This window comes from Mesorhizobium sp. M2A.F.Ca.ET.046.03.2.1, from assembly GCF_003952425.1.
In the GTDB taxonomy this organism is placed as follows: domain Bacteria; phylum Pseudomonadota; class Alphaproteobacteria; order Rhizobiales; family Rhizobiaceae; genus Mesorhizobium.
On the sequence record NZ_CP034449.1, the window covers coordinates 2,145,800 to 2,160,584 of the forward strand.

The 14,785-nt window shown below is 61.1% G+C and carries 12 protein-coding genes; 2 read left to right on the plus strand and 10 right to left on the minus strand.

Going from position 1 to position 14,785, the window contains the following annotated elements; all coding sequences use genetic code 11:
- Positions 1-49: 49 nt before the first annotated feature.
- The 5 genes from EJ072_RS10210 to EJ072_RS10230 all read right to left on the minus strand — a co-directional run bounded on the left by EJ072_RS10210 (position 50) and on the right by EJ072_RS10230 (position 7,264).
- Complete coding sequence (locus tag EJ072_RS10210) at positions 50-1,453, minus strand: amidase (protein WP_126079578.1); 1,404 nt, start codon at positions 1,451-1,453, stop codon at positions 50-52.
- A gap of 158 nt (positions 1,454-1,611) precedes the next feature.
- On the minus strand, positions 1,612-3,225 hold the full coding sequence (locus tag EJ072_RS10215) for a GMC family oxidoreductase N-terminal domain-containing protein (protein ID WP_126079579.1): 1,614 nt from the start codon (positions 3,223-3,225) through the stop codon (positions 1,612-1,614).
- Positions 3,226-5,097, minus strand: a complete 1,872-nt coding sequence (locus tag EJ072_RS10220) for an ABC transporter permease subunit (RefSeq protein WP_189343285.1) — start codon at positions 5,095-5,097, stop codon at positions 3,226-3,228. It lies immediately after the preceding gene.
- Positions 5,098-5,237: 140 nt separating this feature from the next.
- Positions 5,238-6,305, minus strand: coding sequence for a betaine/proline/choline family ABC transporter ATP-binding protein (locus tag EJ072_RS10225; protein WP_126079581.1), 1,068 nt, complete (start codon positions 6,303-6,305; stop codon positions 5,238-5,240).
- Positions 6,302-7,264: an ABC transporter substrate-binding protein gene (locus EJ072_RS10230; RefSeq protein ID WP_126079582.1), complete on the minus strand. Its 963-nt coding sequence runs from the start codon at positions 7,262-7,264 to the stop codon at positions 6,302-6,304. The genes EJ072_RS10225 and EJ072_RS10230 overlap by 4 nt, the downstream gene beginning before the upstream one ends.
- 290 nt (positions 7,265-7,554) lie before the next feature.
- On the opposite strand from EJ072_RS10230, the gene EJ072_RS10235 reads away from it, so the two are divergent.
- Complete coding sequence (locus EJ072_RS10235) at positions 7,555-8,346, plus strand: aspartate/glutamate racemase family protein (protein ID WP_126079583.1); 792 nt, start codon at positions 7,555-7,557, stop codon at positions 8,344-8,346.
- A gap of 189 nt (positions 8,347-8,535) precedes the next feature.
- The gene (locus tag EJ072_RS10240; RefSeq protein ID WP_126079584.1) at positions 8,536-9,609 is read left to right on the plus strand and encodes an Ldh family oxidoreductase; all 1,074 of its coding nucleotides are present in this window, start codon (positions 8,536-8,538) and stop codon (positions 9,607-9,609) included.
- A gap of 137 nt (positions 9,610-9,746) precedes the next feature.
- Here EJ072_RS10240 and EJ072_RS10245 read toward each other — a convergent pair whose 3' ends face one another.
- From EJ072_RS10245 to EJ072_RS10265, 5 genes are all read right to left on the minus strand, one after another.
- A complete protein-coding gene (locus EJ072_RS10245; RefSeq protein WP_126079585.1) occupies positions 9,747-11,144 on the minus strand; it encodes an NAD(P)(+) transhydrogenase (Re/Si-specific) subunit beta in 1,398 nt (465 codons plus the stop codon).
- A 1-nt stretch (position 11,145) separates the two neighbouring features.
- Positions 11,146-11,568, minus strand: a complete 423-nt coding sequence (locus EJ072_RS10250) for a proton-translocating transhydrogenase family protein (RefSeq protein WP_126079586.1) — start codon at positions 11,566-11,568, stop codon at positions 11,146-11,148.
- Positions 11,568-12,821: a Re/Si-specific NAD(P)(+) transhydrogenase subunit alpha gene (locus EJ072_RS10255; protein WP_126079587.1), complete on the minus strand. Its 1,254-nt coding sequence runs from the start codon at positions 12,819-12,821 to the stop codon at positions 11,568-11,570. Before EJ072_RS10255 ends, EJ072_RS10250 begins: the two co-directional genes overlap by 1 nt.
- Before the next feature lie 152 nt (positions 12,822-12,973).
- On the minus strand, positions 12,974-14,281 hold the full coding sequence (gene hisD / locus EJ072_RS10260) for a histidinol dehydrogenase (protein WP_126079588.1): 1,308 nt from the start codon (positions 14,279-14,281) through the stop codon (positions 12,974-12,976).
- A 101-nt stretch (positions 14,282-14,382) separates the two neighbouring features.
- On the minus strand, positions 14,383-14,775 hold the full coding sequence (locus EJ072_RS10265; RefSeq protein WP_126079589.1) for a VOC family protein: 393 nt from the start codon (positions 14,773-14,775) through the stop codon (positions 14,383-14,385).
- Between the last annotated feature and the right edge of the window lie 10 nt (positions 14,776-14,785).

Here is a 14,785-nt window from a genome sequence, read left to right on the forward strand (position 1 = left end):
CTCCACACTTAAGAACGACGGAATTGCCGCGGCACCTGCAAAATCACTGCTATTGCCCCCAGGAGGGCTGCGGCCGGACGCGTTCGACGGCGCGCGCTGCCGACAGGACCAGACCCTCGTTGTGGGGCGGTGCCACAAACTGAGCGCCAACCGGTAGGCCATCCGCCGTCATCCCGCATGGCACTGAAATTGCCGGACAGGCGCCTACCAGATTGAAGATGCTTGTCAGATCGAGCGCGGCCAGCCGGCCTTGCTCGTTGCGGCCGCCGAAATCGAAATCATCCCCGCTCAAGGCCGGCGCGGGCTGCGCCATCGTCGGGCAGAGCAACACGTCGTAATTGGCAAATATGACCGCCAGCTTCTGCCATAGCTTGGCTCGGACGAAGTCGACGCGCTTGATGTGCGCCGCATTGAAGGTCCGGCCGATGTCGATCATCCTTAGCGTGAGTTGGGAGAGTTGCTCGGGTTTTCGGTCCCGAAGGTCGCCATAGTGCGCAGCCATCCAGACCATCGACGCATTGGATACCAGTTCGGCATCGTCGGCATCCATTCCCAGGTCGATCGCTTCGACACTGGCGCCGGCGGCACTCAAAGCGAAGGCAGTGGCTTCGAGAGCACTGCGGATCTCCGGATGCACCGCGCAATACCCTAGATCCATCGAGAACGCGATCCGCAAAGTTTCGGGTTGCCCTGAGATCTCGGAGTCCAGGCGAAGCGGCGGTAGATAGGAGAAAAGATCGACCGGATGGGATCCTGCGGTAGATCGCAGGAACAGCGCGGCGTCATCGACTGTTCGCGCCAATGGGCCAAAATGGCTGATGTCGTCGAACTTTGACCGAAGTGCATCGAAGGGAATCCGACCCAGGGACGGCTTCAGCCCAACGACACCGCAAAACGATGCCGGCCCGCGCACCGAGCCCAGCATGTCGCAGCCCTCGGCCAAAGGCACGCACTGCGTGGCGACGGCGACGGCAGCCCCTCCCGAAGAGCCACCGGACGTGCGGGATGGATCCCACGGATTGCGGGTGTCGCCGAACAGATCACTGCGGGTAAACCATGAACTGGCGAATTCCGGTGTTGTGGTTTTGCCGACAGGGATCGCGTCGGCCTCGCGAAGTCGCCGGACTATTACAGCGTCCTGCAGCGGTACAAAATCTTCGAACGCTCTGGAACCAAACGTTGTCCTGATCCCGGCTGTCGGAGTAAAATCCTTGATGGCGACCGGGACGCCGGCCAACAAGCCAAGCGGCTCGCCCGCGCGTCGCCGACGATCGATATCCTGCGCCTGCTTGATCGACTGCTCGGGCAGAACCAGGGCAAAGGCGTTAAACGTCTGGTTATGTTCGGCGATGCGGTCCAGGGATAGACGCGCAATTTCAACTGCTGAGACGGTGCCGGACTGAACGGCCGCAGCGATATTCACGGCCGACCACATGTCTGGATACTGCATCATCTCATCTCAAATAGCTGCGGCTGGCCGCGCGAATGATTTGTCTGTGAACATTTTGCCGGGGGAGGCCCGCGTCCGAGCAAGGGGCCTTGGTTTAGATCGAACCCTCTTCGAGCGACCTCATTGCAAAGATGCCCTCCGACCCTTTTGTCTTTGGTTTGTCAGGCAGCCAATGATGCCAGACCTCTGATATGGTCGGCGCCCTTTTCAGCGATCATGATGGTAGGCCCATTGGTGTTGCCGCCAATTAGCCTCGGCATGACAGAGGCGTCGATGACGCGCAGCCCAGGCATGCCCCTGACCCGCAACTGCGGGTCGACAACGGCATTCTCATCGCTACCCATTCGGCAGGTGCCGACCGGATGATAGTGAGGAACGGATGTGCTCCCGAGATAACGGTCAAGGGAGTCGTCGTCGACGATTGCAGCACCCGGGGCGATTTCATTGCCCCTAAGTCCATCGAAGGCAGGCTGAGCATGAATCTGACGAGCTATCTTGAGGCCAGCCAGGTTCAGGGCTCGGTCTTCCGGCTCCGTCATAAAATTGTTGAGAATACGCGGGGCGTCGAAGGGATCGCCCGATCGTAGCGATATGCGCCCGCGCGACTTAGGACGCAGGACACCCCAATGTATACTGTAGCCATGAAATGCCGGGCGGTAGTTATGCTCCGCGATGGCGGCAGGGAACAGATAGAATTGCAGATCCGGCCGATCGATGCCCGGCTTGCTGCGGAGAAAGGCCTGGGCATTCATTGGAAATACCGAGAGCGGTCCACTGCGCAACGCCACCAGTTCGGCTGCGGCCGCTGCTGCCCGCAACGGGTTGAGAAGGCTGTAATAGGTGATGGGTTTAAGGCAGGAATGCTGCACCATTCCCCCGATATGTTCTTGCAGATTTTCACCCACGCCTGGCAATTCGTGCTTCACGGCCAAGCCGTGCCGGCGAATTTCATCGGCAGGCCCAATGCCGGACAACATCAGCAGATGTGGCGATTGGTAGGCTCCCGCGGACAATATGACCTCTTGCCCGCATCGGACGGTCTGCGGCAGCCCGCCACGCCTCACATATGTGATGCCGAGACACCGGCCATGCTCGATTTCGAGGCGGGTGACCTGAGCGTTGGTCTCAACGGCCAGATTCGGTCGCGGGCGCGCCGGCGCCAGATAGGCGTTGGACGACGAGCAACGGAGAGGAAATCCGTGAGTATGGGTGAATTGCGACCAGCCGAAACCGTCCTGCTCAGCACCATTATGGTCGGGATTTATGGCGTACCCCAACTGTCGGCCAGCTTCGAAGAAGGCCGCAAAAAGCGGATTGCGATAGTTGCCGAAAGCGGTTTTGAGCGGGCCTGAGCCTCCCCGCAGGCCAGACTTGTCCTCGCCTTTCCAGTTTTCCGATCGCTTGAAATATGGCAGGACATCGGCAAATGACCACCCCACTGCTCCCAGGTGGGCCCACTCGTCATAGTCGCTGCGATGCCCGCGCAGGTAGATTTGCCCGTTGATTGACGACGAGCCCCCGATCACCTTGCCGCGCGGCAGGCTGATGGACAATCCGCCCATCCCGGGCTCCGGCTCGCTGCGGAACTTCCAGTCCATCTTGCTGCCAACCGTGAAGACTTCGCCGGTGGGGAGGCGGATGACCGGGTTTCGGTCTCCACCACCCGCTTCCACGAGGAGCACACGGCACTTTGGATCTTCAGACAGCCTGCCGGCCAGGACACACCCTGCGGAACCAGCGCCCACGATGATGAAGTCGTAGGAATCCTTCAGCATCTAGGTCCTCGCCTTTTTTATCAATGAGGCGCGAAGCAGACGGTCGGCCATAATCGCAAGACAGACCATGGCTGCTCCGGCAACGATACCTCGCCCCGGATCGGCTTTGCTGAGCGACATGAGACAGTCCGCCTCGAGGCCCTTGGTTCCGATCAGGGCGGTTATGACGAGCACGCCAAACGCCATCATGATGGTCTGGTTGACTGCCAGCAGCAGGCCCGAACGGGCTACCGGCAGACGCACAAAGAACAGGCGTTGCCAGGCCGAGGCCCCGGTCATCTCCGCGACCTCAATGACCGCGCCTGGGATATTGCGCAACGCCGCGGCCGTATAACGGGCAGCCGGTGTCCAAGCGTAGGCTACGATGGCGATCAGTGCGGCGAAGTCCCCCGACCCGAGGAACATGATTATCGGAATGAGGTAAACAAAGCTGGGCAGGGTCTGGATGGTATCGATGATCCAGGTCATGACAGCGTCGAACTTGGGATAGGCCACGCATAAGATCCCCACCGGCATCCCGATCAGCAGAGCCGGTACCACGCTTGCCACGAGGAGATAGCTGGTAAGCTGCGCCTGCATCCATAAGCCGGACGTGGCAACGAACAGCATCATCAGGAGACAGGTCACGGCCAGACGCCAGCCCTGCAGGATGTATCCCGCCGCAGCAACGGCGATAACGGCGCCGAACCAGGGGATACTGAGCGCGAAAAGCTTGGCCGGCTTGAGCAGCCAGATGAAGGCGAGTGTTTTGGTCTCTCGCAATTGGACGGACCAGTTCGCGTTCACGGTCAGCACGAGATTGTCCCACCATGAAGCCATCGAAAGGGTAGACCCCATCGGCAAACGGCCGAGCCAAGGCATGGCAAGCTGCAGCAGAAACGGAACTATCAGCGTCGCGAGGAGTATGCTCAAGAAGCTCCCGCGCCCCAGCCATCCAGGGACTCTGGCAGCAGGTGCTGGGGACGCGGCCGCCTTGCCGAGTTGATCGAGCGCGATCGCCAGGAGCACGATCGCCGCTCCGGCCTCTATCCCCTTGCCGATTTTCAAAGACTGCAAAGCCTTGAGCACTACTGCGCCGAGGCCGTCCGCACCGATGACGCTTGCGATGATGACCGTTGCAAGTGACAGCATGATCAGCTGGTTGAGGCCTACCAGGAGTTTCTGTCGGCAAGAGGGCAGCAGGACGAGCCACATAGACTGCCGGCGGGTCGTGCCGGCCATTTCTGCTGCTTCCCGGATGGACGGTGGCACTTCTTCGAGGGCCAGTGTCACGACCCTTGCCATCGGCGGCGTCGCGTAGATCACCGTTGCGATCATTGCGCCGACTGGACCGAAGCCGAACAAATAGAGGATCGGCACCAGATAGGCGAAAACCGGAACCGTCTGCATGATATCGTAGACCGGCGTCATGACTTTCTCGAGCGCCGGGTGACGATAGACAGTTATTCCCAGAAGAGTTCCGGTAACCGTGCCAACGAGGACCGATACAAGTACTGACGCCAAGGTCAGCATGGTCGGTTGCCACAAACCAAAGAGAAGCGCGTAAAGCAATGCGCTTGCTACCAAGACGGCCAATTTCCAGCCCCCCAGCCTTGCCCCGAAGAGAGCCGCGGCGAGGACCACCGAAAGCCATGGTAGAGGCGGCAATGCAACGCCGCCGACCGTGATCCCCATGGTCAGCAGATCTTGCAGAAACCGCATGGGATAAAGAAAGATCGTCGCGAAGGCTCGGGTGAGCTGGTTGAGCTCGACACCGAATATTGCCGCGTCCTTAGCTACATAGGTTATCGCAGCGCCTGACCACTTCATGAACGGCGGAACCAGAGCATCTGGAACCGTCGACAACGCCGCGGGCAGGCCGAGACCGAACAACGGAGCCACGCAAAGCGAGAGACCGACGGCAAGCAATGCCCGTGCGAGCAGACCTGTCGGGGAAACCACCCTGAGCCGGCTTGGAAGCTCCACGCTACCGAGAGGCGTCAAAGGGCCCGTCATGACCGACGCGGAGCGGCTCATGGGTGATTATGTGCCCATGCGGTTCCGGAAAGCAGGACTGCAAGCACGGCGTTGCGACTGATCGCTCCAATCGCGGCGCCGTCACTGCCAAGCACTCTCACAGGATCTGTTGCGCTCAGGACAGGCCCGGCAACGTCCACGATCTTGTCGCGGGCCTGTATGGTGGGGCCAGTAAGGCCAGCAGCGGACGCCGTGTGATCCATGACCGACGCGACTGTCAGAACTTCGGCCCGGCGAACATCGCGCGTAAACGCCGCGACATAGTCGTTGGCAGGTGAAAGGACGAGTTGCTCCGGTGTCGATAGCTGGACGATCTCACCGTCTTTCATGATGGCAATCCTGTCGGCCAGCCGCATCGCCTCGCTGCAATCGTGTGTCACGAAGACAATCGATTTCCGCAATATTGTCTGCAACCGCATCACTTCGTCCTGCATCTCCCGCCGCACCAGCGGATCAAGAGCCGAGAAGGGTTCGTCCAGGAACCAGATATCAGGTTCCAGAGTGAGAGACCGGGCGATGCCGACGCGCTGCTGCTGGCCTCCGGACAGTTGGTCGGGATAGTGATCTGCCCGCCCGTCGAGACCCACCAGGGCAAGCATTTCGCGCGCCCTCTCTTCTCGACGCGCCTTTTCCACGCCCTTGATGCGCATCGGGAAGCTGACATTCTGCAGCGCGGTCATGTGCGGCAGCAGGCCGTAGCCCTGAAACACCATACCCATCTTCTCGCGCCGCACCTGCATCAAGCGGCGGGCGTCGAGTTCTCCCATCGCCAACCCATCAAAAAAAACGCTGCCGTAGGTTGGTGTCACCAGCCTCGTCATGCAGCGCAGAAGAGTAGACTTACCCGAGCCCGACAGACCCATAAGAACGAGGATCTCGCCGCGATTGACGGAAAGGCTCACGTCCCGAACTGCAGCCAAATGACGGGGCGAGGCGTAGAGTTGCGCGGCGGAGATGCCGCGCGACCGCCCCGCCTCTATCTGGTGGGCTTTTGGCCCGTAGAATTTCCAGACGTTCGCGCAGGATAAGATGTCGTCGCCTGAAACCGTCGCCGGCTCGGTCATTGAGCCCAGTCCGCTGCGACGTCCGCATGCTTGGACAGCCACTCAGCCGCCGCGTCCATGCTCTCCACGCCGTCGACATCGACCCGTCGGATTCCCCATGCCACGTCCTCGGTCTTCAACTGGAAGAGGCGAAGTATACGGGCCGCCTTGGGAAACTTGGCCTCGGACTTTACGTTCGCGACCTTCCAGACGTAGCCAGCGGGGTTGTCGCAATCCCAGATCTCGTTTGGATCTGCGCCCCAGGTCTTGTCGGCGATGCAACCCGGCTCAAAGGCCGGGAACTGCGCGAACTTGCCCTCATACTCGGTGGTCATCCAGTCTGGCGAAAATCCCCAGCCGATCACCGGCTCCTTACGCTGCATCGGTCCCACCATGGCGGCATGGAGCGCAGCGGGCGTGCCGGTCGATTCCAGCGAATAGGGGAGTTTGAGCGACTTCAATCTCGCGATATTGTTGGTCGTCCAGTCCGCCGGTGCCTCGACGAACCGACCCAGAGGGGCCGTCTCGACCGTCGAAAGCGCCTTCACGCAATCGGGCTGAAGAAGTGCCTTCCAATCCGGCAGCCCCGGGCAAAGCTTTTCGACATATGTCGGGTACCACCAACCTTCTCTGACCTTGACGCCGGTCGCTCCCATATTCACGACTTCGCCCGTGGCCAACGCTGCGTCGAAGATGTCGCGACTGGTTTCCCAGATGCTTGTCGAGAAATCGAGATCGCCTGCCTCAAGGCCGACGAATTGGGCCGCGTAATCGGCCTTGACGCGCTCGACTTTAAAACCCTGCTTCTCGAGAAAAGCCCCATACACATTGGCTATGAAATCGGCATCGGTAATGCCGGTCACGACTATCTTGATGGGACCTGACTGATCCTGGGCCGCCACCTGGCCACAGGCGAGTGCCGACACAATGGTAATCGGCACAACTATTTTCTTCCCGTAAGCTATGAGATTGCCGAGCATCGAGGTCCCCGATTTCCGTGTGAATGACCCATATTCGAGCCAAGCTACGGCGCCGGGACCCTCACACACATATCATTCTGAGGGCTTTTACATTCGTGGTTTTCAAACTTTCCCCTTCGTCGTCGGCTGGGCATATAGCCCCTAGAAGCCCGCATAATTCTCGGGGACAGAAGCCACAACTCTCAAGATTTATGCTGTTTGGTTGACGTCCACCCAAATCAACGTTGCACAATATGAATGTATCGAACCCGCGGGCGGGCCTAGCTCATTCTCATCGATAGGTACCCGCAATGCAGCGCAATTGGAACCTTGTCAAAACCGACGACTCAAGCTTTGACGCCGGTATCGGCTTCCGAGCCGCCGTCGGACTTATCTGCCTTTCGGTCGATCGCGCCAGCGTTGCCGATCTACGCAATTGGCTCTCCTTCGTAGAGGGCGTCGAGATGCTGGTGACGCGGGTACCAATGGACAAGGTGGCCGACGCTGCCTCGCTCGCGGCCATGGGCGATCACCTGACAAAGGCAGCCCAACTGCTGGCATCCAGCGGACGCCTCGATGCCATGGCATTTTCGTGCACATCCGGTACCGCCGCGATCGGCATAGAGCGGGTCCATGAGGCGCTATCGGCTGCCCAGCCGGGCATCCCGGTCGTGACGCCTATCGAGGCCGCAGCCAAAGGGCTCAAGGCGTTGGAGGCGCGGCGGATTTCGATACTCGCGCCCTACCATCAAGAAGCCGCCGACCTGGTCGCGGATCACCTCGTCGCCAAAGGCTTTGCGCTCGACCGCTGTTCGACATTCGACCTTGATGGCGACCAGCAAATGAACCGCCTGTCGCCTGCATCGCTGAAGGCCGCGGCGCGGGACGCGATCCACCCGCAAAGCGACGCTCTGTTCATTTCCTGTACCGGCCTAAGGACTGCAGGCATCGTCGGCGAACTTGAGGCGGCGCTGGGCGTTCCTGTCGTTACCAGCAACCAGGCAACCGCCTGGGATGCGCTTTCTAACGCGAGGGTTGGGAACCTCTCCAGGGGAGAAGGCCGTCTGTTCGGTCAGGCACACTCAGCCAAAGTCAGCGGATGATGAATGTGCCGATCAGGGCGGGCGGGACTATCGAGGCGTTTGAGCCGGTCGGCTTGCTTTGCCGCGTTATCGCTTCGAGCTGCCTCATCGAACGATTTCGTCAGGCCTTTGTTGGCGAAGCGCAAATGCCGTGAGGTGCTGGCGTCGTTCGCCGCCTGACCTCTATTGAAGTCCGTGGAGAAGCGTGAAATGGTCGACGAGCCTCTCACTATCAAGCTTGATCATCGCCGCCTGAAACAGTTCATGGTGGATCTCATGGTGGGCGCAGGGGCATCGCTTCCCAACGCAGAGTGCGCTGCCGACATTCACGTCGAGGCCGACCTCAGAGGGGTTGGAGGCCAAGGGCTGGACTATCTGCCTTACACGCTTGCCAGCTTGGAGCGTAACCTTATCGACGGGCATGCCGAGCCCGAGATCGTGCATCGCTCTCCGGCAGCCGCGGTGATCGACGGGCGTCGCGGGCCTGGACAGGTCGCGGCAGTAGCGGCCGTTGGACTGGCAGCTGAACTCGCTGCCGCGGCCGGGTCAGCCACCGTCGCGGTGCGCAACTCCACGGACATCTTTATGATCGGGTATTACGCTGAACTGCTCGCGAGATCAGGCAATGTCGGAATCGTCATGACTTCCGGTCCGCCGCTCGTTCACCCTCACGGCGGAACCGAACGTCTGTTGAGCACCAATCCCATCGCGTTCGGGTTTCCGACTTCCGGACCTGATCCCTATGTGTTCGATATGGCAACGAGCGCGGTTGCAAGTTGGCGTGTCCGACAGGCGGCCTATGAGGGTGTTGAATTGCCTGCAGGAAGCGGTCGGGGGCCGGACGGGGCGCCAACCACCGACCCGGTTCTCATTCGTCAAGGGGCGATCAGCCCACTCTGCGGCCACAAGGGTTTTGGGCTCGCGCTCAGTCTCGGATTATTGTGCGGACCGCTCACCGATAGCGGGATCGGCCCTGAGCTAGGAGGTTGGCAAGCTAGCGGCGAGACACACACCCAAGGGCATCTGTTTATCGCGATCAACCTTCAGGCCTTTGGTTCACCCGCCAGGATTTCATCGCGGGCTACGTGGTACCTTGATCTGCTCCGGAGTTCCGCGCGGGCGCTAGATATGGATGGAATCCGCATTCCAGGTGAAAGGGCCTTCCAAAGGAGGCGCCAGCAACTCGGATCCAGCGTGGAGGTCCTCGCAGCGAGTTGGACAAATTTGCGTCCCTTCGCCGACAAATACGGCATCGAGGTTCCTGCTGAATTCCATGGAATCTGAGCAAACAGCCAGACGCAGTGGAATGCAGATGGCTTGCTGTTTTCGCACAGCGTGCGATCGGCGAATTGGGTAGCTTGGCATCTTGAATCGACTTCGTCCGCCTTCCCGATGATTGTCGGGCGGTTTAAGACTATCGGTCAATGATCCATGGCTTTGACGATTTCCTCGGTCATCTTCTTGGCGTCGCCGAGCAGCATCATGGTGCCGTCCTTATAGAACAGCGTGTTGTCGATGCCGGCATAGCCGGAGCCGAGCGAGCGCTTGACGAAGAGGCAGGTTCGGGCCTTGTCGACGTCGAGGATCGGCATGCCGTAGATGGGGCTGCTCTTGTCGTCGCGCGCGGACGGGTTGGTGACGTCGTTGGCGCCGATGACATAGGCGACGTCGGCCTGCGCGAACTCCGAGTTGATGTCGTCGAGCTCGAACACCTCGTCGTAAGGGACGTTCGCCTCCGCCAAAAGGACGTTCATGTGGCCGGGCATGCGGCCGGCGACCGGGTGGATGGCGTATTTCACCTCGACGCCATTGGCCTTGAGCTTGTCGGCCATTTCGCGCAGCGCGTGCTGCGCCTGGGCGACGGCCATGCCGTAGCCGGGCACGATGATGACCTTCTGCGCGTTCATCATCAGGTAAGCGGCGTCGTCGGCCGAGCCCTGCTTGACGGTACGCTCGATGCCATCATCGGCAGCGGCCGCCGTCTCGCCGCCGAAGCCGCCGAGGATGACCGAGATGAAGCTCCGGTTCATGCCCTTGCACATGATGTAGGACAGGATCGCGCCGGACGAGCCGACCAGCGCGCCGGTGATGATCAGCGCAAGGTTGCCGAGGGTGAAGCCAAGCGCCGCCGCCGCCCAACCGGAATAGGAGTTCAGCATCGACACAACGACCGGCATGTCGGCGCCGCCGATCGGGATGATCAACAGCACGCCGAGCACCAGCGAGGCAGCGACGATCAGCCAGAAGACCAGCTTCGATTCGGTGGTGACCAGCAGCACAATCAGCACCACCAGCGCGACACCGAGCGCGATGTTGATGAGGTGACGGCCACCGATCATGATCGGCTTGCCCGACATGCGGCCGTCGAGCTTGAGGAAGGCGATGACCGAGCCGGTGAAGGTGATGGCGCCGATGGCGACGCCGAGGCTCATCTCAATCAGCGCCTGGGCATGGATGTCGGCGACCGTGCCGATGCCGAAGCTTTCCGGCGCGTAGATGGCGGCGGACGCCACCATCACGGCGGCGAAGCCGACGAGCGAATGGAAGGCGGCGACCAGCTGCGGCATCGAGGTCATGGCGATGCGGCGCGCGGTGACCGCACCGACGCCACCGCCGATGGCGAGCCCCAGCACGATCAGGCCGAAGCCGCCGGCCGACGGCACCGCCAGCGCCAGCGTCGTGGCGATGGCGATGCCCATGCCGATCATGCCGTAGAGGTTGCCCTGGCGGCTGGTGGTCGGGTGCGACAGGCCGCGCAGCGCCAGGATGAACAGGATGCCCGAGACAAGATAAAGGAACGAAGCGAAGTTGGCGTTCACGTCACTTGTCCTTCTTCTTGTACATGGCGAGCATGCGCTGGGTGACCAGGAAGCCGCCGAAGATGTTGACGGAAACCAGCATCAGCGCGACGAAGCCAAAGCCGGTGGCAAGGCCAGAGGCCGAGATGCCGACGGCAAGCAGCGCACCGACGACGATCACCGACGAGATGGCGTTGGTGACGGCCATCAGCGGCGTATGCAGCGCCGGCGTCACCGACCAGACGACGTAATAGCCGACGAAGATCGCCAGCACGAAGATGGCGAAACGGAAGACGAAGGGATCGATGGCGCCGCCCGAAAGCGCGTGCGCGGCGTTGCCCGCGGCCTCGGCGCCGGCAGGCGCGTTGGCAAGGTCCTGCACCGCCAGCCGCACGGCGGCGGTCGCCTGGTCGAGTTGGTCGAGGGCTTTCTGCAAGGCGTCCATCACGCGGTCCCCTTAGGCTTAGCTGCGGCCTTCTTCTTCGCCGCCGGCTTCGCGTCGGCGGCTTCGGCAACCATGGTCGTCGCCGGAACGGCCGCCGGCTCGGTGCGCGGCTCCTCCGCGGCCCTGGCAAAGTTCGGATGCACGACCCGACCGCCGTCGGTCAGCATCGTCGCCTTGACCAGTTCGTCGTCGCGCTTGATGGCGAGCGTCTTGGTCGTCTTGTCGACCATCGTCTCGAGGAAGGCGTAAAGGTTCTTGGCGTAGAGCAGCGAGGCCGAGGCCGCGACACGGCCCGGCACGTTGAGATGGCCGACGATCTTGACGCCGTTATCGGTCGTCACGACCTTGCCGGGAACCGCGCCCTCGACATTGCCGCCGCGCTCCACCGCGAGGTCGACGATCACCGAGCCCGGCTTCATCGAGGCGACCATGGCCGCCGAGACCAGCTTTGGCGCCGGCCGTCCCGGGATCAGCGCCGTGGTGATGACGATGTCCTGCTTGGCGATGTGCTCGGCCGTCAGCGCCGCCTGCTTGGCCTGGTATTCCTTCGACATTTCCTTGGCGTAGCCGCCGGCGGTCTCGGCAGCCTTGAACTCCTCGTCCTCGACCGCCAGGAACTTCGCGCCAAGCGACTGCACCTGCTCCTTCACAGCCGGGCGCACATCGGTGGCGGTGACGACGGCGCCGAGGCGGCGCGCGGTGGCAATCGCCTGCAGGCCGGCAACGCCGACGCCCATGATGAAGGCCTTGGCCGCCGGCACGGTGCCAGCCGCCGTCATCATCATCGGCAATGCGCGATCGTATTCGGCGGCCGCGTCGATCACCGCCTGGTAGCCGGCAAGGTTGGCCTGCGAGGACAGCACGTCCATCACCTGCGCGCGGGTGATGCGCGGCATGAATTCCATGGAGAAGGCAGTCACTCCGGCCTTGGCAAGCGCCGCGACCGCGGCATCGTTGCCGTAGGGGTCCATGATGGCGATGACGGCGGCGCCGGATTTGTAGCCCTTCAGCTCGGCATCCGTCGGACGGCGCACTTTCAGCACGACGTCGGCCTTCGACGCGTCGGCAGCCTTGCCGATCGCGGCACCCACCGCGGCAAAATCCTGGTCGAGGATGCGGGAGCCGAGACCGGCGCCCTTCTCGACGATGACGTCGAAGCCCAGACCCACAAGCCGCTTCACCGTTTCCGGCGAGGCCGCCACGCGCGGCTCGTTGGGATCCAATTCTCTTGGTATGAAAATAGCTCGAGCCACCGGACGTCCCAGATTGGAGATTTCGATATCATGCCGCGCTGTGCGGCTGCCGCCGAGCAGATCGGCGACAGCCGCCTTCTCGCCTTGGGAGGCACCACCGGCTCACCGATGAATGGGGGTCGTTTCGAAGTCGCGGCGGGTGATCGCCACGCTTACTCGGCAGCAACGCCGTATGGAATGTTTCGCCGGCCGTAGCGCCTCACGCGGATGTTGGCCTGCTCGGCATGACCGACAAACCCCTCAAGCATGCAGAGCCGCGAACAGTACTCGCCGATAAGCGTCGCAGCTTCGTCAGTCAGTACCTTCTGATAGGAATGGGTCTTCAGGAACTTGCCGACCCAGAGACCACCCGTATAGCGTCCGGCCTTTTTTGTCGGCAGGGTATGGTTGGTCCCGATTACCTTGTCGCCATTCGCGACGTTCGTCCGCGGTCCTAAGAACAGCGCCCCGTAGCAGCGCATGTTTTCGAGGAACCAGTCGTCCCTATCGGTCATGACCTGAACATGTTCGGACGCAATCTCATCTGCAACGGACAACATCTCTTCATAGCTGCCGCAGATTATGATCTCACCATAGTCGTTCCAGCTCTTACGGGCTGTCTCCTGCGTCGGCAGAATCGTCAACAGCCGTTCGATTTCGGTAAGCGTATCGCGCGCCAGCCGCTCGGAGTTGGTCACCAACACCGCCGGTGAATTGTAGCCATGCTCAGCCTGGCCGAGGAGATCCGTCGCGCAAAGTTCAGCATCAACCGTCTCGTCGGCGATCACCATCGTCTCCGTCGGGCCGGCGAAAAGGTCGATTCCGACACGGCCGAAGAGTTGGCGCTTGGCTTCGGCGACATACGCATTACCGGGACCGACAATCATATGAACCGGCTGCATGGTTTCCGTGCCAATCGCCATAGCGCCGACGGCTTGGATACCACCTAGAACATAGATCTCGTGAGCACCGCCAAGCTTCATGGCAGCAATGACAGCTGGATTTGGCTTACCCTTGAAGGGTGGAGTCGCGGCCACGATACGTGGCACGCCGGCGACGCTCGCCGTGGCAACCGACATGTGTGCTGACGCAACCATCGGGAATTTACCACCCGGCACGTAGCAGCCGACGGACTGAACCGGGATATTGCGGTGGCCCAGGATTACGCCTGGTATTGTCTCGACTTCCACATCTTTCATGGAACCACGCTGCACCTGCGCAAAGTTGCGTACCTGTCGCTGTGCGAACTTGATATCTTCCATGTCCCGCGAGGACACTTGTGACATCAAGAGCTCAATCTCGCGCTCCGACAGACGGAAGGAAGTAGGGGCGTAGTTGTCGAATTTGGTCGACAGTTCTCGAACCGCGGTGTCGCCGCGCATTTCGATGTCTTCGAGAATGGCCTCAACGGCGCCGCGCACCTTGGCGTCGTCTTGCTTGCGCTCCGCTTCTGGCCGAGCTGATTTAAGGTAGCGTACCATTTCCGAACCTCTTTCGTTTTCGCCTAGCGCGGAGAGTGCTGCACTTCTTTCTGGCAAAAGCGTCTATAACGGGCGGCGCAGCAAAGTCAAAGAATAATATATTATTTTTGCACTTCCAGCAGTTCGATCCAGTTTCCGCTCGGATCGCGGACAAACACATAGTCGAAGCCCAACGCGGATGATGCAGCATCGCCCTCTACGGTCACGCCTAGCGAGCGAAGTCTTTGGATTTCGGACGCAAGATCCGAGACCTCCAACGCGAAATGCTTCCCGCCGATTTGATGCAGATCCGTCCGAAGCAAAGCCATTTGATCCGACGCCATCACGGGCCGAATGGAGCTGAACAACTCCAGTCGCCCATGCGGTCCGGCAAGCACCGTCAGCGTGAGTTCTCCATCCCAAAGCTGGCACTGGGCGTCCTTCTCGAAGCCGAAACCTGCATAGAAAGCCAGGCTGGCGGCAAGATCGCGTACGCTGATGGCCACATGGTGCACAGTTGCTTCG